At 63.7% G+C, this 24,656-nt stretch carries 20 protein-coding genes; 11 read left to right on the forward strand and 9 right to left on the reverse strand.

Going from position 1 to position 24,656, the window contains the following annotated elements:
• Positions 1-272: 272 nt before the first annotated feature.
• The 3 genes from NKJ00_RS12065 to NKJ00_RS12075 all read left to right on the forward strand — a co-directional run bounded on the left by NKJ00_RS12065 (position 273) and on the right by NKJ00_RS12075 (position 5,442).
• Positions 273-2,447, forward strand: coding sequence for an alpha-ketoacid dehydrogenase subunit alpha/beta (locus NKJ00_RS12065; RefSeq protein ID WP_352612475.1), 2,175 nt, complete (start codon positions 273-275; stop codon positions 2,445-2,447).
• Positions 2,448-2,531: 84 nt separating this feature from the next.
• Positions 2,532-4,094, forward strand: coding sequence for an ABC transporter substrate-binding protein (locus NKJ00_RS12070; protein ID WP_164892841.1), 1,563 nt, complete (start codon positions 2,532-2,534; stop codon positions 4,092-4,094).
• 118 nt (positions 4,095-4,212) lie between these two features.
• A complete protein-coding gene (locus NKJ00_RS12075; protein WP_352612473.1) occupies positions 4,213-5,442 on the forward strand; it encodes an aminotransferase class III-fold pyridoxal phosphate-dependent enzyme in 1,230 nt (409 codons plus the stop codon).
• Positions 5,443-5,475: 33 nt separating this feature from the next.
• Here NKJ00_RS12075 and NKJ00_RS12080 read toward each other — a convergent pair whose 3' ends face one another.
• Positions 5,476-6,213, reverse strand: a complete 738-nt coding sequence (locus tag NKJ00_RS12080) for a GntR family transcriptional regulator (protein ID WP_127289852.1) — start codon at positions 6,211-6,213, stop codon at positions 5,476-5,478.
• 131 nt (positions 6,214-6,344) lie between these two features.
• On the opposite strand from NKJ00_RS12080, the gene otnK reads away from it, so the two are divergent.
• Together otnK and NKJ00_RS12090 are read left to right on the forward strand one after the other, a co-directional pair.
• Positions 6,345-7,721, forward strand: coding sequence for a 3-oxo-tetronate kinase (gene otnK, locus NKJ00_RS12085; RefSeq protein WP_352612472.1), 1,377 nt, complete (start codon positions 6,345-6,347; stop codon positions 7,719-7,721).
• On the forward strand, positions 7,721-8,359 hold the full coding sequence (locus NKJ00_RS12090) for a class II aldolase/adducin family protein (protein WP_352551171.1): 639 nt from the start codon (positions 7,721-7,723) through the stop codon (positions 8,357-8,359). The genes otnK and NKJ00_RS12090 overlap by 1 nt, the downstream gene beginning before the upstream one ends.
• Positions 8,360-8,529: 170 nt before the next feature.
• Here the strand turns inward: NKJ00_RS12090 and NKJ00_RS12095 are convergent, their stop codons facing one another.
• Genes NKJ00_RS12095 through NKJ00_RS12115 form a run of 5 tightly spaced genes read right to left on the reverse strand, consistent with a single transcriptional unit; the run spans position 8,530 to position 13,804 of the window.
• Positions 8,530-9,801, reverse strand: a complete 1,272-nt coding sequence (locus NKJ00_RS12095; protein WP_352612470.1) for a CaiB/BaiF CoA transferase family protein — start codon at positions 9,799-9,801, stop codon at positions 8,530-8,532.
• A gap of 39 nt (positions 9,802-9,840) precedes the next feature.
• On the reverse strand, positions 9,841-10,872 hold the full coding sequence (locus NKJ00_RS12100) for an ABC transporter ATP-binding protein (RefSeq protein ID WP_352612468.1): 1,032 nt from the start codon (positions 10,870-10,872) through the stop codon (positions 9,841-9,843).
• The gene (locus NKJ00_RS12105; RefSeq protein ID WP_352551177.1) at positions 10,869-11,945 is read right to left on the reverse strand and encodes an ABC transporter ATP-binding protein; all 1,077 of its coding nucleotides are present in this window, start codon (positions 11,943-11,945) and stop codon (positions 10,869-10,871) included. The genes NKJ00_RS12100 and NKJ00_RS12105 overlap by 4 nt, the downstream gene beginning before the upstream one ends.
• Before the next feature lie 3 nt (positions 11,946-11,948).
• Positions 11,949-12,791 (reverse strand): ABC transporter permease, encoded by an 843-nt coding sequence (locus NKJ00_RS12110; RefSeq protein ID WP_502895274.1) that lies wholly within the window; start codon positions 12,789-12,791, stop codon positions 11,949-11,951.
• Complete coding sequence (locus tag NKJ00_RS12115; protein WP_128302838.1) at positions 12,791-13,804, reverse strand: ABC transporter permease; 1,014 nt, start codon at positions 13,802-13,804, stop codon at positions 12,791-12,793. Before NKJ00_RS12115 ends, NKJ00_RS12110 begins: the two co-directional genes overlap by 1 nt.
• A 184-nt stretch (positions 13,805-13,988) precedes the next feature.
• Between NKJ00_RS12115 and NKJ00_RS12120 the strand changes: the two genes are divergently transcribed.
• The 5 genes from NKJ00_RS12120 (at position 13,989) to NKJ00_RS12140 (ending at position 20,169) form a co-directional block, all read left to right on the forward strand.
• Positions 13,989-14,798 (forward strand): IclR family transcriptional regulator, encoded by an 810-nt coding sequence (locus NKJ00_RS12120; RefSeq protein WP_352612466.1) that lies wholly within the window; start codon positions 13,989-13,991, stop codon positions 14,796-14,798.
• Positions 14,799-14,932: 134 nt separating this feature from the next.
• Positions 14,933-15,685, forward strand: coding sequence for an SDR family NAD(P)-dependent oxidoreductase (locus NKJ00_RS12125; protein ID WP_352612464.1), 753 nt, complete (start codon positions 14,933-14,935; stop codon positions 15,683-15,685).
• A gap of 211 nt (positions 15,686-15,896) precedes the next feature.
• On the forward strand, positions 15,897-17,246 hold the full coding sequence (locus tag NKJ00_RS12130; protein WP_352629934.1) for a glucoamylase family protein: 1,350 nt from the start codon (positions 15,897-15,899) through the stop codon (positions 17,244-17,246).
• On the forward strand, positions 17,236-18,768 hold the full coding sequence (locus NKJ00_RS12135; protein WP_352439773.1) for a mercuric reductase: 1,533 nt from the start codon (positions 17,236-17,238) through the stop codon (positions 18,766-18,768). Before NKJ00_RS12130 ends, NKJ00_RS12135 begins: the two co-directional genes overlap by 11 nt.
• Positions 18,769-19,104: 336 nt before the next feature.
• Positions 19,105-20,169, forward strand: coding sequence for a glycosyltransferase family 4 protein (locus NKJ00_RS12140; RefSeq protein WP_352629936.1), 1,065 nt, complete (start codon positions 19,105-19,107; stop codon positions 20,167-20,169).
• Positions 20,170-20,269: 100 nt separating this feature from the next.
• On the opposite strand, the gene NKJ00_RS12145 is transcribed toward NKJ00_RS12140, so the two are convergent.
• From NKJ00_RS12145 to NKJ00_RS12155, 3 genes are all read right to left on the reverse strand, one after another.
• Positions 20,270-21,244: a hypothetical protein gene (locus tag NKJ00_RS12145; protein WP_352439775.1), complete on the reverse strand. Its 975-nt coding sequence runs from the start codon at positions 21,242-21,244 to the stop codon at positions 20,270-20,272.
• A gap of 235 nt (positions 21,245-21,479) precedes the next feature.
• The gene (locus NKJ00_RS12150; protein ID WP_023811553.1) at positions 21,480-22,055 is read right to left on the reverse strand and encodes a DUF1349 domain-containing protein; all 576 of its coding nucleotides are present in this window, start codon (positions 22,053-22,055) and stop codon (positions 21,480-21,482) included.
• A gap of 91 nt (positions 22,056-22,146) precedes the next feature.
• A complete protein-coding gene (locus NKJ00_RS12155; protein WP_023811552.1) occupies positions 22,147-23,586 on the reverse strand; it encodes an aldehyde dehydrogenase family protein in 1,440 nt (479 codons plus the stop codon).
• Between the two features lie 268 nt (positions 23,587-23,854).
• On the opposite strand from NKJ00_RS12155, the gene NKJ00_RS12160 reads away from it, so the two are divergent.
• Positions 23,855-24,514, forward strand: coding sequence for a TetR/AcrR family transcriptional regulator (locus tag NKJ00_RS12160; RefSeq protein ID WP_164779967.1), 660 nt, complete (start codon positions 23,855-23,857; stop codon positions 24,512-24,514).
• Positions 24,515-24,656: the final 142 nt, after the last annotated feature.

The following is a 24,656-nucleotide window of genomic DNA, read 5'->3' on the forward strand; positions in this document are numbered from 1 at the left end:
TCTCCTATAATGTCGGTGTGATTATATCATACCAATATCGAATAGCGTTAGAAAATCTGTCGGGCGAAGAACCGACATGGGGCCTGCTAGCAGTCTCAAAATTCCTCTTGCGGAACCGCGCCGTCCCGGCTTAGTCTCTGCCTCTTCACAAAAATGAAATTTAATTCCATTTGTGTGCAAACCTTCTAGCCAGCATCGTGCCCCAGGAAAAATGAACGGCCTAATCGACTGAGACAATATTTGATATATCATCTACCAGAACGGAAATAGACATGGTCCAGCAGACATCGATCCAGCCATCGGCGCCCTGGTTGCGGCTAGAGGTTGACGATTCGGACTGGAACGACGCCGAGGTTTCGGGCCTGGTGCGCTGGTACCACCAGATGCTGCTCATCCGCCGTTTCGAGGAAAAAGTGCTCGATCTCGCCAATGCGGGGCTGGTGCATGGTCCGGCGCATGCCAGCATCGGCCAGGAGGCGACGGCGGTCGGCGCCATGTCCGTGCTCGGCACCGGTGACCGCATCAACGGCACCCACCGCGCCCATCACCAGGTGCTGGCCAAGCTTGTCAACGCGCAGACGCCCGGCGGATTCGACCCGCTGCATGACGCTTTCAACCCGGACATGCAGGGCTCGGTGCGCGGCCTGATGGCCGAGATCATGGGCCTCAAGTCAGGCTATTGCGGCGGCCGTGGCGGCTCGATGCATATGCGCGACGATAGCTCAGGGATTCCTGGCACCAGCGCCATCATCGGTGGCAACCTGCCGCATGCGGCAGGCTACGCGCTGGCCGACAAGCTGCTCGGAACCGGCAACATCTCGGTCGCCTTCTTCGGCGACGGTACGATGATGGCAGGGCCGGCCTACGAGGCAATGAACATTGCCGCGCTCTACCGGCTGCCGGTGATCTTTTTCGCCGAAAACAATCTCTATGCCGTCTCGACGCACATCAATGAGCAGACGCGCGAGACGCGGCTGGCCTCGCGCGGACCTATGCTCGGCTTTCGCGGCATCGAATGCGACGGCATGGATGTGGTGGCGGTCCATCACGCCATGCGCGAGGCGCGCCGGACGATCGAGGAAGACGGCGGCCCGGTGCTGGTCGAGGCGCTCTGCTACCGCTTCCTGCATCAGAGCGGCGCCCGCCCGGGCAGCGAATTCGGCTACCGCACGCGGGCCGAAGAGGACGCCTGGAAAGCGCGCGACCCGCTTGCCACCATGGCGGCTCGCCTGAAGACGATGGGCATCCTGAACGATTCGGACCTCGGCACACTCGACCAGCGCGTCATGGAGGTGGTCAACACCGCTGCCGATTCGCTGACCGAAATGAGCGGCAACGCGCTGCGCATTCCTGATCATCTGTGGCCGGACCCAAGCGACGTCGACAACCAGATCCGCGGCGATCTTTCCGAACTGAAGAGCGAGCGCTTCCTCGAGATCGAGGACGTGCCGCCGGCCGAGACCAAGCCGGTCAAATTCATGGTTGCCGCGTCCGAGGTCATCGCTCGCGCCATGGAGCAGGATCCGCGCATCATCATCATGGGCGAGGACGTGCACCGGCTGCGCGGCGGCGTTTCGGGCGCCACAAAAGGTGCGCTGGAACGCTGGCCGGAGCGCGTGCTGGCGATGCCGATCGCCGAGAACGGTTTTGTCGGGGTGGCGCTGGGTGCGGCGCTTTGCGGCTTGCGGCCGATCGTCGAGATCATGTTCGGCGACTTCTGCCTGGTTGCCGCCGACCAGCTGTTCAACGCGGTCAGCAAGGTGCGTCACATGTTCGGCGGCGGTTTTCCGGTGCCCATCGTGGTCAGGGTGCGCGTCTCGCCGCACACCGGCTACGGCTCGCAGCATTCGGGTGATCCGTCCGGCCTGTTCGCCCTGTTTCCCGGCTGGCGCATCGTCGCGCCGACGACGCCCTTCGACTATATCGGCCTGATGAATTCAGCGTTGAAATGCGACGATCCGGTCGTCGTCATCGAGCATGTCGAACTGTTCCCGAGCGAAGGCCCTGTGCCTGCGGACGACCGCGACTATTGCGTGCGGCTCGGCAAGGCGAAGATAGTCAGGCCGGGCAGCGCCTGCACACTGCTCACCAGCGCCAGCATGGTTGCCGTCGCCAGACAGGTGGTCGAGGAGACCGGCGCCGATGCCGAGATCATCGACCTGCGCAGCCTCGACCCGACCGGGCTCGACTGGCCGCTGGTGGAAGCCTCGATCCGCAAGACCAACCGAGTGGCCGTCATCGAGCAGGTGCAGCGTGGGCTATCGCTTGGCGGACGACTGACACAGGAGATTCAGGATCGCGTGTTCGATTATCTCGATCACGAGATCCTGCATGTGACGGGAAGCCTTTCTGCTCCCGTCGTATCGGCCCCGCTCAACCGCGCCGCACTGGGCGGCGCTGAAAAGCTCAAGGCCGCGCTTCAATCCCTCACTGGCGTGGGCGGATAGAGCGAACGCATTGCCACAAAGATCCGACAAGAAAATGGGAGAACTGACATGACCATCCTACCGAGAAGCAAGACCAGAGCGACGATGCTGGCAGCCGTGCTGCTGGCCACCAGCGCCTTCTGGGCACCGGCCACGTTCGCGCAGGACAGCAAGCCGCTGGTCATCGCACGCAACATCGACCTCAACTCGCTCGACCCGCACCGCGCCTTCTGCGACACCTGCCAGATCTACAATTCCAGCGTCTATGAATCCCTGCTGACGCTCGACAAGGACAACAAGCTGATCCCACTGCTCGCCTCGAAGTGGGAAGGCAATGCCGACCAGAGCAGCTTCACCTTCACACTCGACCCGGCCGCCAAATTCTCGGACGGTTCGCCGGTTGAAGCCAAGGACGTCAAATGGTCCTGGGAGCGGCTGAAGAACCTCAAGGGCAGCGCCTCGTTCCTGATGGACAATGTCGCCTCGATCGAGACCCCGGACGCGCATACGGTGGTCGTCAAGATGGTCGCGCCGAGCTCCGAATTCCTCAACATCGCGGCGGCGCCCTACGCAGCGGTCGTCAACAGCAAGGTTGCTTCCGAAGCCGGCGCCAAGGCCGATGCGGAAGCCTCGACGACAGACAATGCCGAGGCCTGGTTCCTGGCGCATTCGGCCGGCAGCGCGCCGTTCGTGCTGAAATCCTATGAGCCCAATTCGGAGCTGCGGCTGGCACGCAACGACAAATACTGGCGCACGGCGCCGGCGCTGAGCGAAGTCGTCATCCGCCAGACCAAGGATGCGGTGGCGCAGGCGCAGATGCTGCAGAGCGGCACCGCCGACATCGCCATGCAGATCGACCCGGATACGGCCAAGACGATGACGGGCAGCGACGTGAAGATCGAGACCGTGCCGTCCTACAACTTCATCTATGTAGCGCTGTCGCCGGGCGCCAAGGCCAACAAGGTTCCGCTGACGCCCGAAGTGCGCGAGGCGATCTCGCTCGGCCTCGACCGTCCGAGCATCCTCGACTTCACCATCGGCTCCGAGGGCCAGTTGATCAGTGCGCCGATCCCGCTCGGCTTCCCCGGCGGTTCGGGCTTCGAGGCGCAGCCCTATGACGTCGCCAAGGCAAAGGAACTTCTGGCCAAGGCCGGACACGCCGACGGCTTCGAGATGGAAGCGGCGTTTCCCGGCATGAACGTCTACGGCGTCGACCTGTCGCTTCTGATGCAGAAGGTTCAGCAGGATCTGGCCAAGATCAACATCAAGCTCGATCTGCAGCCGATCCCCTTCGCCAACTGGCGCGAACGCGTCAATGGCGACGGCATCCCGATGACCGCGGTGTTCTACGCGCCGGACTATTACGGCACCTCGCAATACATCGATTATTTCGCCATGACCAAGGGCAGCCCGTGGGCACGCCGCGCCGGCGCGGAGCGCGACCCGTCGGTGCTCAACCCAAAGGAAGCGGATATCTACAAGGCAGCCCTCGCGGCGAGCGGCGACGAGGCTGCCAAGCTGTGGCACCAGGCCGGCGAGGAGATGATCAAGGACAGGATCATCCTGCCGCTGATCAGCCCGAACCTGATCCTGGCCTACAAGTCGGACGTCAAGGGCGTGCGCTACAGCGCCTGCTGCAACCTGCCGCTGGCGGAACTCAGCCACTGAGCGAAAGATGCGGGAGGCGGCCTGACGCCTCCCGTTTTCTCATCCTGGACGATCAGCAAATCCTGTTCTTCCAGCGCCAAACTCAATATATGATATATCAATGTACGGAGACCTCGCTATGCCTTCCCTGATCAACTCCAAGGACCAGTTGCTGCGCGAGCGTGCGGCCTCGGTCATTCCGGGCGGCATGTGGGGACACATGGCGACGCGCTATCTCGGCTCCGCCTATCCGCAGTTCTTCGAGCGCGCCGACGGCTGCCGGGTCTGGGACGTCGATGGGCGCGAATACATCGACCTGATGTGCAGTTGGGGGCCCAACATCCTCGGCCACCATCACCAGGCCGTCGAACAGGCAGCCGAGAAGCAACGTCGCCTGGGCGATGCGATGAACGGCCCGGGTGAAGTTCTGGTCGAGCTGGCGGAGTTGCTGGTCAAGACCGTCGCGCATGCCGACTGGGCAATGCTGCAGAAGAACGGCACCGACGCCACCACGGCCTGCGTGACAATCGCGCGTGCCGGCACCGGCCGGCGCAAGGTGCTGGTCGCGCGCGGCTCCTATCACGGCGCCGTGCCGTGGTGCACGCCTTCGCTCGCCGGCGTCACCGCCGAGGACCGCGCCCATCTCATCCATTTCGACTACAATGACGTTGCCGGCCTTGAGGCAGCCGTCGAGCAGGCCGGCAGCGATCTTGCCGCCGTCATCGTCACAGCTTTCCGCCACGACATCGCCCGAGATCAGGAATTGCCGACAGCCGCCTTCGCCAGACGGGCGCGCGAACTGATTACCGCCGCCGACGCGGCACTGATCGTCGACGATGTCAGGGCCGGCTTCCGCATCGACCTCGCCGGCAGCTGGGAGCCGCTCGGCGTACGGCCGGACCTTTCCGCCTTCTCGAAGGCTATCGCCAATGGTTATCCGCTGGCCGCCATCACCGGCACCGACCGGTTTCGCGAGGCCGCGACCAAGATCTATGTGACGGGTTCGTTCTGGTACGGCGCCGTCGCCATGGCCGCCGCGATCGCCACCATCAGCACGCTGCGCGATACCGACGCCATTGCCCGCATGACCGAAGCCGGCGACAGGCTGCGCTCAGGCCTCGACGCGGCAGCGAAGAAGCATGGCCTGTCGTTGCGCCAGACCGGTCCGGTGTCGATGCCGATGGTGCTGTTCGACGACGATGCCGAGTTCAAGCTGGCCAATGCCTTCTGCTCGGCCGCCTTGCGCGAAGGCGCCTATTTCCATCCACGGCACAACATGTTCCTGAGCGCCGCGCACACCGCAAAAGACATAGATCTCGCCCTGCAGGCTGCCGATGCGGGCATGGCTGCCGCGGCGCAGGTGGCGTGACCGGCGCCGATGCGGTTCGGAGAAAAAGTTCGTTCAACCGGCGGCCGACACCAGTCGGCCGTTCTGCGCCGCGCGGCGCAGTTCCTCGGGCGTGACCGCACCGTCGTTCAGCCGCTCGAGCACCTTGACCAACAGGCGGCCGCCTTCGATCATGTCCTGCTGAATGCCCTTGCGCACGCCGTTCTCGTCACGGGCGCGCAGCGCGTCGAGAATATCGAGATGCCGGTGGCGGCCGTCATAGGTCGGCCTCGCGTGCGGGTATTGATAGTTCACCAGCGGTCCGTTGCGCAGCCAGATGCCCTCGATGATGGCCAGCAACTCCGGCATTTGCGCCGCCTGGTAGATCGAGTGATGGAATTCCCAATTGTCGCGGACGGCTTCGAACCAGCGGCCATTGTCCTCGTTGGCAATCAGCTTGTCATGCACCGCGGCCAGACGGTCGATCTCGCGCGGCTCGATGCGCGTCGTTGCCGCGGCACCCGCCATGCCTTCGAGATGCAGCCGGATGCTCCGCAGTTCCAGATACTGGGCCAGCGACAACTGGGCGACGGTGATCGAACGGCCCGCCTCCATCTCCAGGCCTTTTTCGCGCACCAGCTGCATCAGCGCCTCGCGCACTGGTGTCTCAGACACCTGAAGGCTGGCGGCGAGGTCGCGGATCTTGAAGCGATGGCCCGGCCAGAAACGGCCTTCCATCATGGCGCGGCGAAGCTCCTCGTAGACACGCGTCGTCAGATTGTCGCGCGCGATCGGCGCGATAGAAGCAGTCACATCCGCTCTCCGTTCTTGCAGTCGCGCAGGCGGCGCCTGCGTCGCGTGGGCTGTGTATATGATACCACGAATGGCCTGACCACCGACATGAGACAAGCCGCCCCGAAACCGGCAGACATGAGACGGGTAGCATGACCAGGTCGATGCCTTCCCTGCTGTTCGGCGCCATTGCCGACGATCTGACCGGCGGCACCGAGCTGGCGTCGATGCTGGTCGCGCGCGGCATTCCAACAGGATGCACGGTCGGACTGAGTGCGCCGATCCCATCAGGCAATCTTGCCCACGTGATCCTGCTGAAGACCCGCGTCATCGCGGCCAGCGATGCGGTGCGCCAGGTGCTGGAGGCCGCGGACCGGCTGGTTGCAGCGGGCGCGCGGCAGATCTTCTTCAAATACTGCGCTACCTTCGATTCCACGCCCGCCGGCAATATCGGCCCTTGCGCCGAGGCGCTGCTCGAGCGGCTTGGCGGCGGCGTCACGCTGTTCACCCCGGCGCTCTGCGAAACCGGCCGCACCGTTTATCAAGGGCATATGTTCGGTGGCGTCCAGTTGCTGGCAGAGTCGCCCAAGCGATTCGATCCGCTGACGCCGATGACCGATTCCAATCTGGTTCGCGTGCTGCAGACGCAGAGCAAGGGCAAGGCAGGGCTGGTGCCCTATCTCATTGTCGATGCCGGCGCCGTGGCGATCCGCAACGCCATACGAGAGCACAGTGCGCGCGGCGAGACGCTGCTGGTCACCGACACGGTCCGCGAGCGCGACCTGGCGGCGATCGCGGAAGCCGCCTTCGACCTGCCGCTGATGACCGGCAATTCCTCGGTCGCGGCGCATCTGCCGCCGGCCTGGCTGGCGCATGGGCTGGTGAATTCAGGCGACCTCGTTGCCGCCAGCCTGCCGGCCGTAAACGGCCCAGCGGCGGTGCTGGCCGGCAGCGTCGCCGATCGCACCATCGAACAGCTCGAGCGTTTTGCGCAGAACAATCCAATGCTGACGATCGATCTTGCCAGCGCCTTCGCCGGCGCCGATGTCATGGCCGAAGCGCGTGCCTTCGCCCAGCGGCATTTGCCCGGCACGATGATCGCCATTGCCACGACAGCGCCGCAAGCGACGGTCGAAGCGCTGCAGCAGGCGCACGGCCGCGATGTGGTGGCAGCAAGGGCGGAAGAGATCCTGGCCGGGATTGCACAGATTCTGGTGCGTGAACTCGGCGTCCGCCGGCTCGTCGTCGCCGGCGGCGAGACAGCCGGTTCGGTGGTCAAGGCGCTCGGCATCGACCGGATCGCCATGGGCGCCTATGAGGGCCCGGGACTGTCGCGCGCCATCGCCCACCTCCCCGACCTGCCATCCGATCCGCTGGCGCTGATGCTGAAATCGGGAAAGCTCGGCGGCCCGGATATTTTCGCCGACGTCCTGCAAGACATGACACGGGCGACCACCGTCGCGCCGGCGATCGATATATGGCCACCGGCAAAACCTGTCATGCGGCCAACCACAGGAAAGGCATCGTGATGGATACCGAGACTGCACGCGCCAGCCTGATCACCGCGACGCAGACGCTGGACGCTAGTGGGATGAATGTCGGCACCACCGGAAACATCAGCGTGCGCACGACAGCCGGCATGCTGATCACGCCGACGGGAATAGCCACGAGCGCCTTGCGGCCGGAGCAGATGGTGGCGATGCAGCTCGATGGAGCCTGGGACGGTGCGTTCAGGCCATCGAGCGAATGGGAAATGCACGCCGAGATCTACAAGGCCTTTCCCGAGGCCGGCGCCGTCGTCCATGCCCATCCCGACCATTGCGTGGCGCTATCGTGCCTGCGCGAGGGACTGCCGCTGTTCCATTACATGGTCGCGGGTTTCGGTGGCGATGATGTGCGCTGTTCGGACTATGCGCTGTTCGCGTCAAGCGACCTGGCCAAGGTTGCCGTCGTCGCGCTCAAGGACAGGTCGGCCTGCCTGCTCGCCAATCATGGCATGATCGCTTTCGGCGGCGATCTCGACATGGCGCTCATCCGCACCATCAAGCTCGAAACCTTGGCGCGGCAATATCTGCTGGCGCGCAGCGCCGGCACGCCGGTGCTCATCGAGGGCAGCGAACTCGCCGCCATTCGCGGGCGCTACAAGAGCTACGGCCAGCAGAAATAACCGGCCGAGCAATTCCAGGAAAAGTGTGAAGCGGTTTTCCCGGGAAAACCGCATAGCGCTTTCCCTTGGGAATAGCGCCAAAACAAGGAACGGCTCTTCGCGCTCTTGAAGTAGAGAACCACTCAGTCGATCCCACAAATGCGACGAGGGCTGTCACGCTCCGTGAAAGATCAGGCGGGGATCGGTTCGGCGGCAGGCGCATAGACGCTGACAGCCCCAGTGCCGACCAACTGGTAGATGGTCTCGGCGCTGTAGCCGAGCACGTCGGCCAGCACGGCAGCTGTGTCCTGGCCCAGCATCGGTGGCGCGGTGAAGTCGGCGGTCAACTGCGCGGCAAGTCCCTGCGCCGGGCGCACCATGGCGACGGAACCGAGATGCGGATGCGGCAAGGTCTGAACGAGGCCACGTTCGCGCACATTGGGACTATCGAAGACTTCCGGTATCGATTTTACCGTGCCGGCCGGCACGCTGGCGGCGGCACAGGCCGACATCCAGTGATCACGCGGCTTGGTCTTGAAGACGGCGGTGAGGTGCGGGATCAGCGCCTCGCGGTTGGTGGCGCGCGCCCCTGCCTTGATGAAGCGCGCATCCCCAGCCAGATGTGGCAGATCAACGACCTTCTCGCACAGCGCCGCGAACTGGCGGTCATTGCCGACCGCCAGCGCAAAGCTGCCATCGGAGGCTTGGAATATCTGATAGGGAACGACCGTCGGATGGGCATTGCCGTATCGGGCGACCTCTCGGCCGGTGTTGAGATAACCGCTGCCGACATTGATCAGCAGGCTGAGCGCGCAGTCGATCAGCGACAGGTCGAGGAACTGCCCCTTGCCGGTCGTCGTTCGCTCGAAAAGCGCTGCCAGGATCGACTGCGTGGCGACCATGCCGCAGACGATGTCGGTGATGGCGACGCCGACACGCATCGGCTCGCCATTGCTCTCGCCAGTGATGGCCATCAGGCCGCTTTCGGCCTGCATGACGAAATCATAGCCGGGCCGTCCGGCATCGGGGCCGGTCTGGCCGTAACCGGAGATCGAGCAATAGATCAGCCGTGGGTTTGAGGTACTGAGCTCCTTGAAACCAACGCCAAGGCGATCGGCGGTGCCGGAGCGGAAATTCTCGACGACGATGTCGGCCTTCGCCGCCAGCTCGCGCACGATGGCCAGCCCCTGCGGGCTCTTCATGTCGAGCGCGATGCTCTGCTTGCCGCGATTGGCGCAGAGATAGTAGGTCGAGACACCCTTGTAGCTCGGCACCGACCACGCCCTGGTGTCATCGCCGCCGTCGATGTTCTCGATCTTCCAGACTTCGGCGCCGAGATCGGCCAAGCTCATCGTCGCCCACGGACCGGCCAGCACGCGCGAAAGATCGAGAACCTTGATGCCTTCGAGCGGCAGGCGCCCACGGCCCGCCGTGCTGGCATCGTCAGTTTGGGCTTCAGTCACGATAATATCCTTCGTGGGTACAGCAATCGTGAGGACCGGTCAGACAGCCTTTAAAGTGTTGACCGGCTCCGGGAAATGACAGGCGACCCGATGCGAACCGCCAGGCGGATCGAGCGGCGGTTCGACGGCAGCGCAGATCGCCTGCGCCTTGAAGCAGCGCGTGCGGAAGCGGCAGCCTGACGGCGGGTTGAGCGGGCTCGGCACGTCACCGGTCAGCACGATGCGCTCGCGCCTGCGCTCCTTCTCGGGATTGGCGAGCGGCACCGCCGACAGCAGCGCCTGCGTGTAGGGATGCAGCGCACTGGAATAGAGCTCGGCCGCGGGCGCGATCTCGACGATCTTGCCGAGATACATCACCGCGACCTGGTGCGAGATGTGGCGCACGACGGACAGATCATGGGCGATGAACAGATAGGAGGTGCCGAAGGATTGCTGAATATCCCTAAGCAAATTGAGCACGCCAGCCTGCACCGAAACGTCGAGCGCCGAAACCGGTTCGTCGAGGATCACCACTTGCGGGTTGAGGGCCAGCGCGCGGGCGATGACCACACGCTGGCGCTGGCCGCCGGACAGCTCGTGCGGATAGCGCTTGCCGTGATCGGGATTGAGCCGGACGAGTTCGAGCAGTTCGGCGACGCGCGCGCGGCGGTCGGCCGCCGACATGTCGCTCATGCGCAGCGGCTCGGCGATGTTGTCGGCGATGCGCATGCGCGGATGCAGCGACCCGTACGGATCCTGGAAGACCAGCTGGATGTAGCGCCGCATCAGGCGCATGTCTTCGTGATTGAGCGCGAGCAGGTTCTGGCCCCGGAACCAGCTTTCGCCGCTGGTCGGCTCGATCAGCCGCATCAGGCAGCGCCCGAGGGTCGACTTGCCGCAACCGGATTCACCGACGAGGCCCAGCGTTTCGCCGGGGGCTACGTCGAACGAGACATCAGCGACCGCACGGACATGGGCAACGGCACGGTCGAAGACGAGGCCGCCGCGAACCGGAAAGTCCTTGACGAGATGGCGTACCGAAAGCGCTGCCGCCGGCTTGGTTTCGACTTGAATTTGCTCCGCTGCGCTCATGGGCTCACGCTTCCATTGTCCAGGCTGGCCGCCACCAGCGCAGCGCTGTGGAAGGGCGGCAAGGTCGTCGCGAAATGGCAGGCCGAGAACCGGCCGCCAATATCGTGCAAAGGCGGATCCTCGGTCCGGCAGCGTGCCTCGGCATAGATGCAGCGCGGATGGAAGGCGCAGCCGCCCGGCAAGCGGCCAAGTGCGGGCGGCGAACCGTCGATCGAGAACAGCCGCTCGCGGCTTTCCTCGAGGTTGGGGATCGAGGCAATGAGGCCGCGCGTGTAGGGATGGCGCGGGTCGGCGAACAGCTCGGACACGCCAGCCTGTTCGACGACGCGGCCGGAATAGACGACCGCGACGCGGTCGGCATGACCGGCGACGACGCCGAGATCATGGGTAATCAGCACCAGGCCAAGGCCGAGCCGCTCCTGCAGCGAACGCAGCACCGACAGGATCTGCGCCTGCACCGTGACATCGAGCGCCGTGGTCGGTTCGTCGGCGATTAGCAAATCGGGATCGTTGGCGACGGCCATGGCTATGACCGCGCGCTGGCGCATGCCGCCGGAGAATTCATGCGGATACTGGTTCACCCGGCGCTCCGGCTGCGGGATCGCCACCAGATTGAGCAATTCCACCGCGCGCGCCATGGCCTGTTTGCGGGTGACGCGCTGATGCAGCCTGACCGCCTCGGCGATCTGGGCGCCGACAGTCATCACCGGGTTTAGCGAGGACAGCGGGTCCTGAAAAATCATGGCTATCCGCGCGCCCCTGATCTTGCGCATTTCGCGTGACGATTTGCCGACCAGTTCGTCGCCGTTGAAGCGGACCGAACCGGTGACCACCGCATTCTTCGACGTCAGGCCGAGCGCGGCGAGCATGCCAACGGACTTGCCCGAGCCGGACTCCCCGACAATGCCGACCACTTCGCCCTTGGCGACGTCGAGGTCGATGCCGCGCACCGCTTCGAACTGATCGCCTGCCCGTCGGAAGCCTACCCGCAGGCCGCGTATGGACAGCAGCGGCTCACCTCTGCCCGCCTTGTCGACTGCGCCCGGTGGCGCTGAAGATATCTGTGCGCTCATCGCTTAATCCGACCTTGGATCGAGAATGTCGCGCAAGCCGTCGCCGATGAAGTTGAAGCCGAGCACGATGGTGAGGATGGCGACGCCGGGACCGAAGGCGATCCACCATTGGTAGAAATGGACGGCGCCATCGGAGATCATCGACCCCCATTCAGGCGTCGGCGGCGTGGCGCCGAGCCCGATGAAGCTGAGCGACGCGGCAAGCAGCACGACCTGGCCGAGATCCATGGTCGCGCTGATCAGCACCGGGGTCCAGCAAAGCGGCAATATGTGCGTGAACAGCACGCGTCGAGGCCTGGCGCCGGCAGCGATCGCCGCCTCGACATGCTCGCGCTCCTTCACCTCCAGCACCTGCGCCCGCATCAGCCGGGCGTAGACCGGCCACCAGACCAGCACCATGGCGATGGCGGCATTGCCGAGGCCGGGGCCGAGCGACGCCGCGACGGCCATGGCCAGCAGCATCGGCGGAAAGGACAGAGTGACGTCGACAAGCCGCATAATCGCCGCGCCGGTCAGGCCGCCGACGAAGCCGGAAATGGCGCCGAGCAGCGAGCCGATGATCACAGCGGAGACGACGACCAGTACCGCGATAGGCAGCGAATGCGCGGCCCCGTGCAGAGTGCGGGCCAGCACATCGCGCCCGAGTGCGTCGGTGCCCAGCCAGTGCGCCCAGCTCGGCGGCTGCAGCCGGCGCGCCACCATTTCGAGCGGATCGAACTGCACGACCAGATTGGCGAACACGGTCATGAACAGCCAAAACAGGATGACGATCGTGCCGATGACCAAAGGCGCGGTCAGCCATTCGGGAACCGTCGAGGAGCGGGACTTGGTGACGACGACTGCCATCAGCTTAATCTCACCCGCGGATTGGCCACGACATAGAGTATGTCGGTGATGAGGTTGGTGACCAGGAAGGCGAGGCCGCCAACGATGGTAACGCCGATGATTGCCGGGAAGTCGAGCGCGCGCGCCGCCTCGACGGCATAGGAACCCATGCCCGGCCAGGAGAAGATGGTCTCGGTCAGCACCGCGCCGGTGATCAGATAGGCGAAGGAGTAGCCGATGACGGTCAAGGTCGGCACCATGGTGTTGCGCAGCGCGTGGACAATGACGACGCGGAATTCGCTCGCCCCCTTGGCGCGCGCGGTGAGCACGAACTCGCGGCTCATCACATCCAGCATGTTGGCGCGCACCAGCCGCGATATGGTGCCCGAAACCGTCCAGCCGAGCACGAAGGCCGGCAGAAGCAGGTGCCAGAGCGCGTCCTTGAGGACGGTCCAGTCGCCAGCCAGAAGCGAATCGATGGTCAGGAAGCCCGTGATGCCGGGCGGCAATGCCAGGCGGGCATCGACCCTGCCCGGCCCCGGCAGCCAGTTCAGCATGACGGAGAAGATGAACAACAGGCCGAGCCCCGACCAGAACACCGGCAGCGAAGAGCCGAACAAGGCGAACAGCCGCGCGCCATGGTCAATCAGGCTGTTGCGGAAATAGGCGGCTAGCACACCAAGCACAATGCCGAGCGTGGTGCCGAAGATCATCGCAGCGCAAACCAGTTCGAGCGTTGCCGGCAAGCGGTAGAGAATGTCGGTGCCGACATTGCGCTTGGTGATGAACGAGGTGCCAAGATCGCCGCTCAGCAGATTACTGAGATATATCATATAGCGTTCCGGCAAAGGACGATCGAGACCCCAGCGCGCCTTGGCGGCGGCCACCACTTCGGGGTTGCTCATCTGCTGTTCGGCGACAATCGCGGTCAGCGGATCGCCCTTGGTCACCGTGGTGATCAGGAAGGCAATGGTGACGATGCCGAGCACCAGAAACGGCATGGCGATAAGCCGGCGCAAAATATAGCGAGACACGTGGCTACCTTCACAAGGAGGGGCTTCGTAAGATGGCACAAGGCGCTTGGAGATGCCATCGAGGGAAGCATATTGACAGTGGGTGAAAGCGCCTGTCAATATAAATGGAATTTAATTTCACTTTTGAGACAGCGCCGGCGACACCGGCCCGACAGGCGGACGACGACGCCAGAAAGACCTCAGCGTGCGCAAGCGAGTCACCAGGGACGAGACGGAGCTTGAAGTCGAAGGCGCGCAGCTTTCGTCGTCGCTGGTGCGCGGGCTCGGCATCCTGCGCGCTTTCCGCCCGGGCGATGCCTCACTCGGCAATCAGGACATCATTGCCCGCACCGGCCTGCCCAAGGCCACGGTTTCCCGCATCACCTATACGCTAAGCGCGCTCGGCTATCTCCTCTACGACAAGGACCTTGGCCGCTACAGCCTGGGACCAGCCACCGTGGCGCTGGGTTATTCGGCACTGAGTTCCAGTGCGGTTGTCCACGTCGCCCGGCCGCTGATGCAGCCGCTGGCCGATTTGACGGGGGCGGCGGTGGCGCTCGGCACCCGCGACAGCCTCAACATGGTCTATCTCGCCAACTGCCGGTCGGAGAGCCTTGTCACGCTGCGCCTCAACCCGGGCTCCTATCTGCCGATCTGGAAGACATCGATGGGGCTGGCCTATGCGGCGGCACTTTCATCCGAGGAGCGTGCCAGCCTTGTGGGGGCTTTGCAGGAGGCCGAGCCGGACAGGGCGGCGATGATCGCGGCGGCGATCGACGATGCGATCGCCCAGTATGCCGACAAGGGCTATGTGACGTCGTTCGGCGCCTGGCACAGCTACATCCATGCAGTCGGCGTGCCGTTCCGTCCGAGTGACGGCTCGCCGCTGGTTGCCATCACCTGCGGCGGCATCGGCGAGATCATCACGGAAGAGCGCGCGCATGCCGAGATCGGACCGGCGCTGGTGGCGATGGTGAAGGCGCTGGGCAGAGAGCTCGAGGGACATGCCGGGTAACGGGATTGGCCCAGACGATCGGCCTCGCATGCCGGCTTGAACTTGCCTGATGGTGACCGCACAGTCGCCGTCGATGGTATGGCGGTCGCGCGTGGTTGGCGTCCATCGGGTTCAGGTGACGGGGGGAGAATCAGATGCCGATGAATTTTGCAGGACGGTTCAGCGGTCGAGCGGCGGTGATCACCGGCGGCGCATCGGGCATCGGTCTGGCAGTGGCTCAGAGGATTGTCGAAGAGGGCGGACGGGTTTCAGTCTGGGATCGCGATCCGGCTCAGATCGAACAGGCCAAGGCTACCCTTCCCGGCCTCCACGGTGTTGCCATCGACGTCGCCAATGCGGCCGGTGTGGAACGCGCCAAGCAGTCGGCGATCGAAGCGCTTGGTGGTGTCGACATCCTGGTCACCAGTGCGGCGATCACCGGACCCAACATGACGACCTGGAATTACTCGGTCGAAGATTGGCAGAAGGTCATCGACATCAACATCAATGGCGTCTTCTATTGCAACAAGGCGCTTGTCCCGCACATGCTCGAGCGCAACTATGGCCGCATCGTCAACATCGCTTCGATCGCCGGCAAGGAAGGCAATCCCAACGCTTCGGCCTACAGCACCTCGAAGGCCGCGGTGATCGGCCTGACCAAGTCGCTCGGTAAGGAGTTGGCCAAGACCAAGGTGACGGTCAATTGCGTCACACCGGCGGCCGTGCGCACCGCGATCTTCAGGCAGATGAGCCAGGAGCACATCGACTTCATGCTGTCCAAGATACCGATGGCGCGCTTCGGCGAGGTCGACGAGGTGGCGGCGCTGATCTGCTGGATCGCCTCGGAAGAGTGTTCGTTCACGACCGCCGCCGTGTTCGACGTTTCCGGCGGCCGCGCCACCTACTGAGGCAGGACGCATCTCAATTCCGCGTGACGACGCAACGAACTGGAGCGTAGGGGCGTATAGTCCAGACGTCGAATCGACGTTGACGCAACAAAGCTATGCGGGAAAGCTATGACGCGGCATGACAGTTCAGCATGCGTGATGACCTGCCGGCGCGGGGCAACTGGTTGGCGGTTGACGGACGCTGCAGCCATCCGGCGGGAGCTTGCTTCCTTTGCTTAGGGCCGAGCCTGGCGCGCTGTCCGACGACGAGCTTCTGGACCGCTATCAGCGCGCCGCCTTCGACTATTTCCTCGAGAACGTGAACCCCGAAAACGGATTGGTCGCCGACACCTCGCGGCCGAATTCGCCGGCCAGCATCGCTGTCGTCGGCTTCGCGCTGTCCAGCTATCCGGTCGGCGTCGAGCGCGGCTGGATGGCGCGCGATGCCGCCGCGAAGCTGACGCTGGCCGCGTTGCGTTTCTTCTCGGCCGGCTCGCAAGGCAATGGCGAGGAGGTCACCGGCCACAAGGGTTTCTACTACCATTTCCTCGACATGCGGACCGGCCTGCGCGTCTGGCGCTGCGAACTGTCGATGGTGGATACGGCATTGCTGATATCGGGCATGCTGGTGGCGGGCGCCTATTTCTCCGGTGATGATGACGAGGAAGCCGAAATCCGCCAACTGGCCGAGGCGCTCTACCGGCGCGTCGACTGGCGGTGGGCACAAGGCTCAAGCCCGACCTTGCGACAAGGCTGGAAGCCGAGGAGCGGCTTTCTCCACTATGGCTGGGAGGGCTACAACGAAGCCACGATCCTCTACGTCCTGTCGATGGCCTCGCCCGACAGCCCGACTTCGGACAACAGCTACGAGGGCTGGACGGCGACCTATCAGTGGGAGAACATTTACGGCTACGACGTGCTGTATGGCGGTCCGCTGTTCATGCACCAGTTCTCGCATGCCTGGATCGATTTCGCCGGCATCCGCGACGCCTTCATGCGCGAGAAGAACTCGGACTATTTCGAAAACAGCCGCCGCTCGACCTATCTGCATCGCGACTATGCACGCCACAACCCTTACGGCTATGGCGGCTACGACGAGAACCTTTGGGGTCTTTCGGCGGGCGACGGGCCAGGCGGTTTTCGCACCAGCGTGGAGCGACAGCGCCGGCGGTTTTCCGGCTATGCCGCGCGCGGCGCGCCGTTCGGTCCCGATGACGGGACGATCGCGCCTTGGTCCTATCCGGCATCACTGCCTTTCGCCCCGGAGATCTGCCTGGCGGCGTTGCGCCATCTCGGTGAGCGCTACCCCGAGGTGATCGACAATTTCCGACTGCCGAGCGGTTTCAATCCGACATTGGCGAACCGACGTAAATTCGGGAGGCACGGCTGGGTGTCGGAAGGCCACTATGGGCTGGATCAAGGCATCGTGGTGATGATGATCGAGAACCATCGGTCAGGGTTGATCTGGAGACTGATGCGGTCAAATCAACACATCCGCAACGGCTTGCGCAAGGCCGGATTCAATGGCGGCTGGCTGTCTCAGCCGGCAAGCCCGGCGTCGGGTGGCGGCGATGTCGCGTGACCGGACCAGGGCTGCCGCCTTTCCTGTCGATCACAACGACATTGAGCTGATCAAGGGCGCCCATCCGCCGCACCGGAAGAACCCGCAGCCGGACGGTCCCTACAACCTCGTCGTCATCGGTGCCGGACCGGCTGGACTGACCGCCGCCTACGAAGCGGCCGGCCTCGGCGCAAAGGTCGCGCTCATCGAGCGCAACCTGATCGGCGGAACTTGCGTCAATGTCGGCTGCATCCCGTCGAAGTCGATCATCCGCACCGCAAGGCTTTATGCCGACATGCGCGACGCCGAGAATTTCGGCGGCGACATGCCGGACCGTCTTCACGTCAACTTTCAGCGCGCCATGACGCGGATGCGGCAGATCCGGCAGCGGATCAGCCGCGCCGATGCCGCCGATAGCCTGATTGCCGAAGGCATCGACCTTTATTTCGGTGAAGCGCGGTTTTCCGGAAGGGACGCTGTCACGGTCGCCGGACAAACCTTGCGTTTCAGAAAGGCGCTGATCGCGACAGGCGCGCGCCCGAGGCTGCCGACGATCTCGGGGCTTGCCGACGCCGGCTATCTCAGCAACGAGACCATGTTCGATCTCACGGAGTGCCCGAAGCGGCTTCTGGTCATCGGCGGCGGACCACTCGGTTGCGAAGCGGCGCAGGCCTTCTGCCTGCTGGGCGCGAAGGTCATCCAGGCGCAGCGCGAACCGATGTTCCTGCCCGGTGAGGAACGCGATGCCGCCCAAATTCTTTCGGACGCGCTGGCGCGCGAAGGTGTCGAAGTTCGCCTCAACACCGAGGTGGTGGCGGTGCGGACGGAAGGCGGCAAGAAGCTCGCCGACCTGGTGTGCGACGACGTCACGACGACGATTTCCGTCGACGAGATCATCACCGGCATCGGCCGATCGCCCAATGTCGACGGCCTCGACCTAGAAAACGCCGGGGTGGCATATGATGCCGACGGTATCAAGGTAGACGACTGTCTCCGCACCACAAATCCGCGCATCTATGCGGCGGGCGATGTCTGCCTCGCCTACAAATTCACCCACACCGCCGAGGCGACAGCCCGCATGGTCGTGCGCAATGCCCTGTTTCTCGGACGCAGGAAACTGAGCGAACTGGTCATTCCGTGGTGCACCTATACCGATCCGGAGATCGCCCATGTCGGCCTCTATCCGGCGGAGGCGCGCCAGAGCGGCATTCCGGTCAAGACCTATACGGTGCTGATGCACGATGTCGCCCGTGCGGTGATGGACGGCGAGGAGGAGGGTTTTGTCAAAATCCACGTCAGGGAGGGGTCCGACCGCATCCTGGGCGCCACGGTCGTCGCCAGCCATGCCGGCGAGATGATCAATGCGGTGTCGCTGGCGATCAAATCGGACATGGGACTGCGGGCGCTGGCCGACGTCATCCATCCATTCCCGACGCAGGCGCAAGGCATCAAGATGGCCGGTGACGCCTATCGGCGGACAAGGCTCACCTCATCATGGAAGCATCTGGCGGGCCGCTGGTTGGCGTGGTCCAGGCGATGGTGACATTCGGCAGGGCGCGCAACTGGTGCATCTGACATTCAGCGACGATGCGGCGCTTGACGAAAGCGGCGTTCGGCTGAACAAGTCGAAGCCGATTGTTGTGGTTTTGGGGCCGTCGCGCATGTCGTCTGGAATGAAGCCTCCGGCGCAAAGCCCAGAGCGTCCGCTTTGAAACCCGCGGACGCACAACCGCTCGACGCTGCCTCCGCGGCGAAAGCCGGGCGACGTGTGCTGGTTGTGTCCCACGATCCGGCCTTTCCGCCGATCTCCGGCGCGGATTTGCGGAACTACCGCAATGCTGAGTCTGCTGCGCAATTCGGCCCGGTCTGCCTGGTGTCTGTGCTGCCGCAGGCGACGGAAACAACCGATCCGTCGATCCGCACCGAAGCCTTGTCGATCAAGGGAGAGGCCCGCTCCGCTTCGATCGGGTGGTGGCGCATAAGGGCGGAGCGTCGCATCTCGCGCGTCGCCTTGACGCGGCTGGAGGCACTGGTTCGGGACTTCCGCCCCGATACGGTGCTGATCGAGGGCATCGGCCTGTTCAAGCTGCTGCGGCCTTTGCGGGCATTGACGAAACATCTCATCCTCGACATGCACAACGTCGAGTCCGACTTGGCGGGGCAGTTGCGGCACGTCGATGTGAAGCGGCCTGCGGTGGCGACGATCAGCGCGGGCCTTGGCATCCGGCGTCTCGAGAGAAAAGCGATTGCCCTTGTCGACCGGGTCTGGGTCTGCTCGAGCCAGGATCGAGAGCGGTTGATGGCGCTTTCCCGGCATAAGTTGCCGATCGACGTCGTTCCAAACGGAATTCCGCACGCCGGGCACAGCCCCGAAACGCTGCCCGCCGAGCCCGGATCCGGCGAAAGCTTTCCGGTGATCCTGTTCGTCGGCCATCTCGGCTATCCGCCAAACGTCGACGCCGTCCAGAGATTAGCCGGCTCCATACTTACGCGCATCCGACTGGCCTTGCCGACCGCGACATTGATTCTCGCTGGGCGCAACCCGGCAACGGCCGTGCAAGCGCTGGCAGGATTGCGGGGCGTGGAGCTTGTCGAAGACCCCGAAGACATGGCGCCGCTTCTTTCGAGAGCGCATCTCACCATCATCCCGCTTGCGGCAGGCGGCGGCACCCGCATCAAGATTTTGGAGGCGATGGCGTGGGGCGTGCCGGTGATCGCCACGCCTCTGGCGGCCGAGGGCCTGGATCTGGTCGACGGGGAGGAGCTGCTGCTGTCGGATACCGATGAAGGGCTTGCCGGAATGGCTGTCGGACTCTGCCTGGATGCCGACCGCAGGGCACGGCAGCGCATCCGCGCGCATCAAGCGGTTTGGGCAAGGTTCGGCCCAGAAGCCATCCGCAATGCTGTCCGCGGCGGGCTGGGGCTGGACGAGGCTGGCACATGATCCGTCCCTCCACCAGATATGGAGGAGCCACATCGTTCCACATCGCTTGCAGGAGCCCCGCTTCGCACCACGTCCAGCCGGAATTTCGTGGTCTGCCCTATCAGGATGCGTGCTGAAGCTCTTGCCGAATGGGGCCGAGATAGGTTTGCGGATGCAAGCGTCCCCAAACATGGCCCCGGTCGGTCAGATGCGCGACCTGCTCTATCCAGCGTCTCGGCGCATCGGGGTCCCTCACCTCATGCCAGTCGTCGACGATAATGACAGGCAGGCCCTGGTAGAGCGGGTCGAGCGGCGAGGTCCTGGTGACGACGATGCAGCCGAGATAAAACAGCTCCCATGTCCTATGGCAGTCCAGGCCATTGCCTTCGGTGGACAGCACGAGCGGATATTGCGAGTATAGTTGCCAGATCGAGCGCTGGGAGACCCGTTTCGTCAGGAAATCGACATGCGGACATCCGCCCAGGGCATCAAGCAGTTCCCGGCGCTGCCTCGAGCCATTGCTGATGCTGAAATCAGAGAACAGCCTGGGCGGGCGGCGGTCCACATGATCCTGCCGGGCGCGTATGATTTCCAGTTGCTTCACAAGCCCTGCCGGCGTGGCAAGGGACCGAGGCGTGTGAAGATCGAGCCCGATCGGGAAAGGCTTCACTCTGGGGTGAGTGCCGTCACAATTCTGGCTGTACCAAGAGACCAGGAAAGGGTTGGCGAGAAGTTGGTCGACGGTGTCCTTCGCCAGATCCGACGGCACCGAAGCATCTCCGTCGGTCGTCAGCAGCGTGAACGGTGCCGTGATCGTCGGCAGCACGATCCTCACGAACGTGTCGAGGTCGCAGGTTTGCGCATCCCTGGACAAGGTGCTCAGGCGCAGCCAGACGATGCCATGCGCGCCGCTGTAATGTTGGCGGAAAAATGCCTCGCTCTGCGTCGATGCAGTTGGCGCGTTGCGATACCAGCGCGGCCCGGCGAAATCGCAGAAATGCCCGATGCCCTGCGACCACAGCACGGGCGGAACGTCAAGAAACCTTAGCGCCCTGGAATAGACGACTCTTTTGACAGCCCTTCGAAACCTGCCCATCGGCAACTCCTAGCGCGGATGGCAATAGCGTTGCAACGTACTGCCTGGCATATTCGCCTTGAGCCGAACCCGGGCTAAAAATTTCGAGCCGTCTGGCGGCGTCGCAACTGGCTGACGATCTCGCCGGCTGCAGTGCCGCGACCAACTCCCGGCACGGACGGAGGCACGCGGCGGTCTACAGACTTGATCGCGGCAAAGGTCGAAGTGCTTGCGGTTCAGCGCAAGACCGCACATCTCAATCGTGCAATTCCCGCGATATCGGCGGACCGAGGGAGAAATCGGAGAACGTTACCTCAAAGCCCTCGCGTTGCGGCGAACAGCACATCATGCCGATATCGACCGTCTTCGAGGTCGGGAAATAGGCAAGCCGCACAGGCTTCCAGTGGCCGTCGGAAGCATCGAGGTACTGGACGCGGATCGCCTCGGCGTGACGGGTCAACCGGATCCTGACGCCGTTCGGATCGGCATGAATGGCGACCAGCGACCAGTCTGACGTGTCGTTGGTGACGACAACGGAGAAATAGGCAAGGCCGTCGGTGTACTCGATACCGGCCTTGATCCAGTGCGTTTCGCTGAGCCGGACCATCAGCCCGGCCTGATCATAGAGGACTTCGTAGTCGCCTTTGACCGTGACTTCGGCGCTGAAATCGCCTTCGACCGGCCGGTGCAGGAAGTGGCCGTTGTCGCGCCAGAAACCGTAGAAGGTCTCGCGCCAGAAATCGGTCTCCTTACCGGTGCGCACACGAACGCTGTCGCCGTCGATAGAATGGTGCGGCGGCGGGTTAAGCCAGATCAGATCTTGCACTGTCATCCTTTCGCGCCGTCCAATCCAGATGTGCATGGCGGTGTTGCCGGCATGATCGGCAGTGACCGATCAGTCAGGCTGATCGGTCGACGGCCGATCAGCCTGCGAACGTATAGGCCGTCTTCACCGTGGTGTAGAACTCCGCCGCATAGTGGCCCTGCTCGCGCGGCCCATAGCTCGAACCCTTGCGGCCGCCGAAGGGAACATGGAAATCGACACCCGCCGTCGGCAGGTTGACCATCACCATTCCGGCCTCCGAATTGCGCTTGAAGTGCGTGGCATGCTTGAGGCTCGAGGTGCAGATGCCGGAGGTCAAGCCGAAGGGCGTGTCGTTGGCGACGGAAAGCGCCTCGTCATAGTCCTTGACGCGAATGACGCTGGCGACAGGTCCGAAAATCTCCTCGCGCGAACTGCGCATGGCATTGGTGGCCTCGGTCAGCAATGCCGGCTGCAGATAGAAGCCTGGCGTCTTGCGGTCGAGCCGCTCGCCGCCGAAGGCGAGCGTGGCACCTTCCCTGACGCCGATGGCGATATAGTCCTCGTCCTGCTTCAGCTGCGTCGCGTCGACGACAGGACCGATCTGGGTCTGCGCGTCGAGCGCATCGCCGATGACCAGTTTGCTCATGCGATCCTTGAGGGCATCGACGAAACGGTCATGGATGGCCTCGGTCACGATCAGCCTGGACGACGCGGTGCAGCGCTGGCCGGTCGAGAAGAAGGCGCCATTGAGCGCGCAATCGACGGCGATCGCAAGATCGGCATCGTCGAGCACGACCAGTGGGTTCTTGCCGCCCATTTCAAGCTGGAACTTGCGCATGTGTTCGATGCTTGCCGCGGCAACGCGCTTGCCGGTACCGACCGAGCCGGTGAAGCTGATGGCGTTGACGTCGGGACTGTCGAGCATCGCCTGACCGACCACCGAACCCTTGCCCATGACGAGATTGAGCACGCCCTTCGGCAGGCCGGCGCGATGCAGGATGTCGACAATGGTCCAGGCGCTCTCGGGAACCAGCTCCGCCGGCTTGAAGACGACGGTGTTGCCGTGGGTTAATGCCGGGGCGATCTTCCAGGCCGGAATGGCGATCGGAAAATTCCATGGCGTGATGATGCCGACCACGCCGACCGCCTCGCGCGTCATCTCGACGCCGACGCCCGGTCGCACGCTCGGCACGACCTCTCCGGTCAAACGCAACGTTTCGCCGGCAAAGAAATCGAAAATCTGGGCGGCGCGAATGGTCTCGCCGATGCCTTCGGCCAGCGTCTTGCCTTCCTCACGCGCCAGGTTGCGGCCAATCTCGTCCTTGCGCGCCAAAATCTCGTCGGAGGCCTTTTTCAGCACCGCGTGACGCGCCAGCGGACCGGAGCGGGACCAAGCCGGGAACGCTGCCTTGGCCGCGGCGATCGCCTGCTTGGCCTGTTCGACACCCGCCGAGGCATAATCGCCGACGATGTCACCGGTATCCGAGGGGTTGATGTTGCGCGAACCGGCGTCGCCGACCCACTCGCCATCGATGAGGTTCTTTCGAAACAGCGTCATATCGTATGTTCCTGCTTGTTGGCCGCGCGGGCATCTGTCTGAACTGGTATTTGCCAGACAATTGCCTCGCGGGAAAGCAAACAGTGAACCAGCAGCCGCGACAAAAATCCCCGCTTGCGCCGCGCGGATGGCGGGCGACGACAATGCCCCATCGAGCCTCGATGCAGCCAACAGCCACGATGCATCGTTCGGCTTGGGGCCGATTTGGTCTGTACACAGATGTCCATAGCCTTGATTTGCCTGAGGCAGCGTGTCATGCGTCGTGTCGATGGCAGCTCTCGAAACGACGATTCAGCGCGCCGGCGCCACCGGCAATATCAAGGCCACTCGCGAAGACTGGCTGAAGCTTGCGCTTGAAACGTTGATCTCTGACGGGGTCGAACGCGTCCGCGTGCTGACGCTTGGACAGAAGCTCGATGTGTCGCGTTCCAGCTTCTACTGGTATTTCAAGAGCCGACAGGATCTGCTCGATCAATTGCTGGATTACTGGCGGCAGACCAACACCAGGTTCATCGTCGAACGGGCCAGGCGGCCTTCCGCGACCGTCATCCGCGGGGTGATGAGCATTTTCGAATGCTGGGTGGACGAAAAACTGTTCGATCCGCAGCTGGATTTCGCGATCAGGGCCTGGGCCCGCCGCTCGCCCGCCATCAGGCGCGCGCTCGACGAGGCCGACGAGGAGCGCGTCAACGCCATCCGCGACATGTTCATGCGCCACGGCTATGAGGAAGAAGACGCGTTCGTGCGAGCCCGTGTGCTGTATTTCATGCAGATCGGCTATTACTCGCTTGAGCTCAACGAGCCGATGAGCAGCCGCCTGCCTCACGTCGCCGGTTATCTGCGCAGCTTCACCGGCCAGGAGCCTCCGGCGGAGGATGTCGAAGACTTCTCGCGCTATGTCGAGAAAACGCTTTCGCGCAACCGATAGTACGGCCCGTTCGGCCCCCGCGGCTGGCGACTTCGCGGGCGCGCATCGGCCCAAATAGCAAGCACGTTTGCTGCCGATAGCAGCGGAGGCGCCCCTCTGCCGCATCGGCGCAAAGCGACATCATGGACCGTTCATTCCGTCC

The organism is Mesorhizobium sp. M0227, from assembly GCF_040321855.1.
GTDB lineage: Bacteria > Pseudomonadota > Alphaproteobacteria > Rhizobiales > Rhizobiaceae > Mesorhizobium.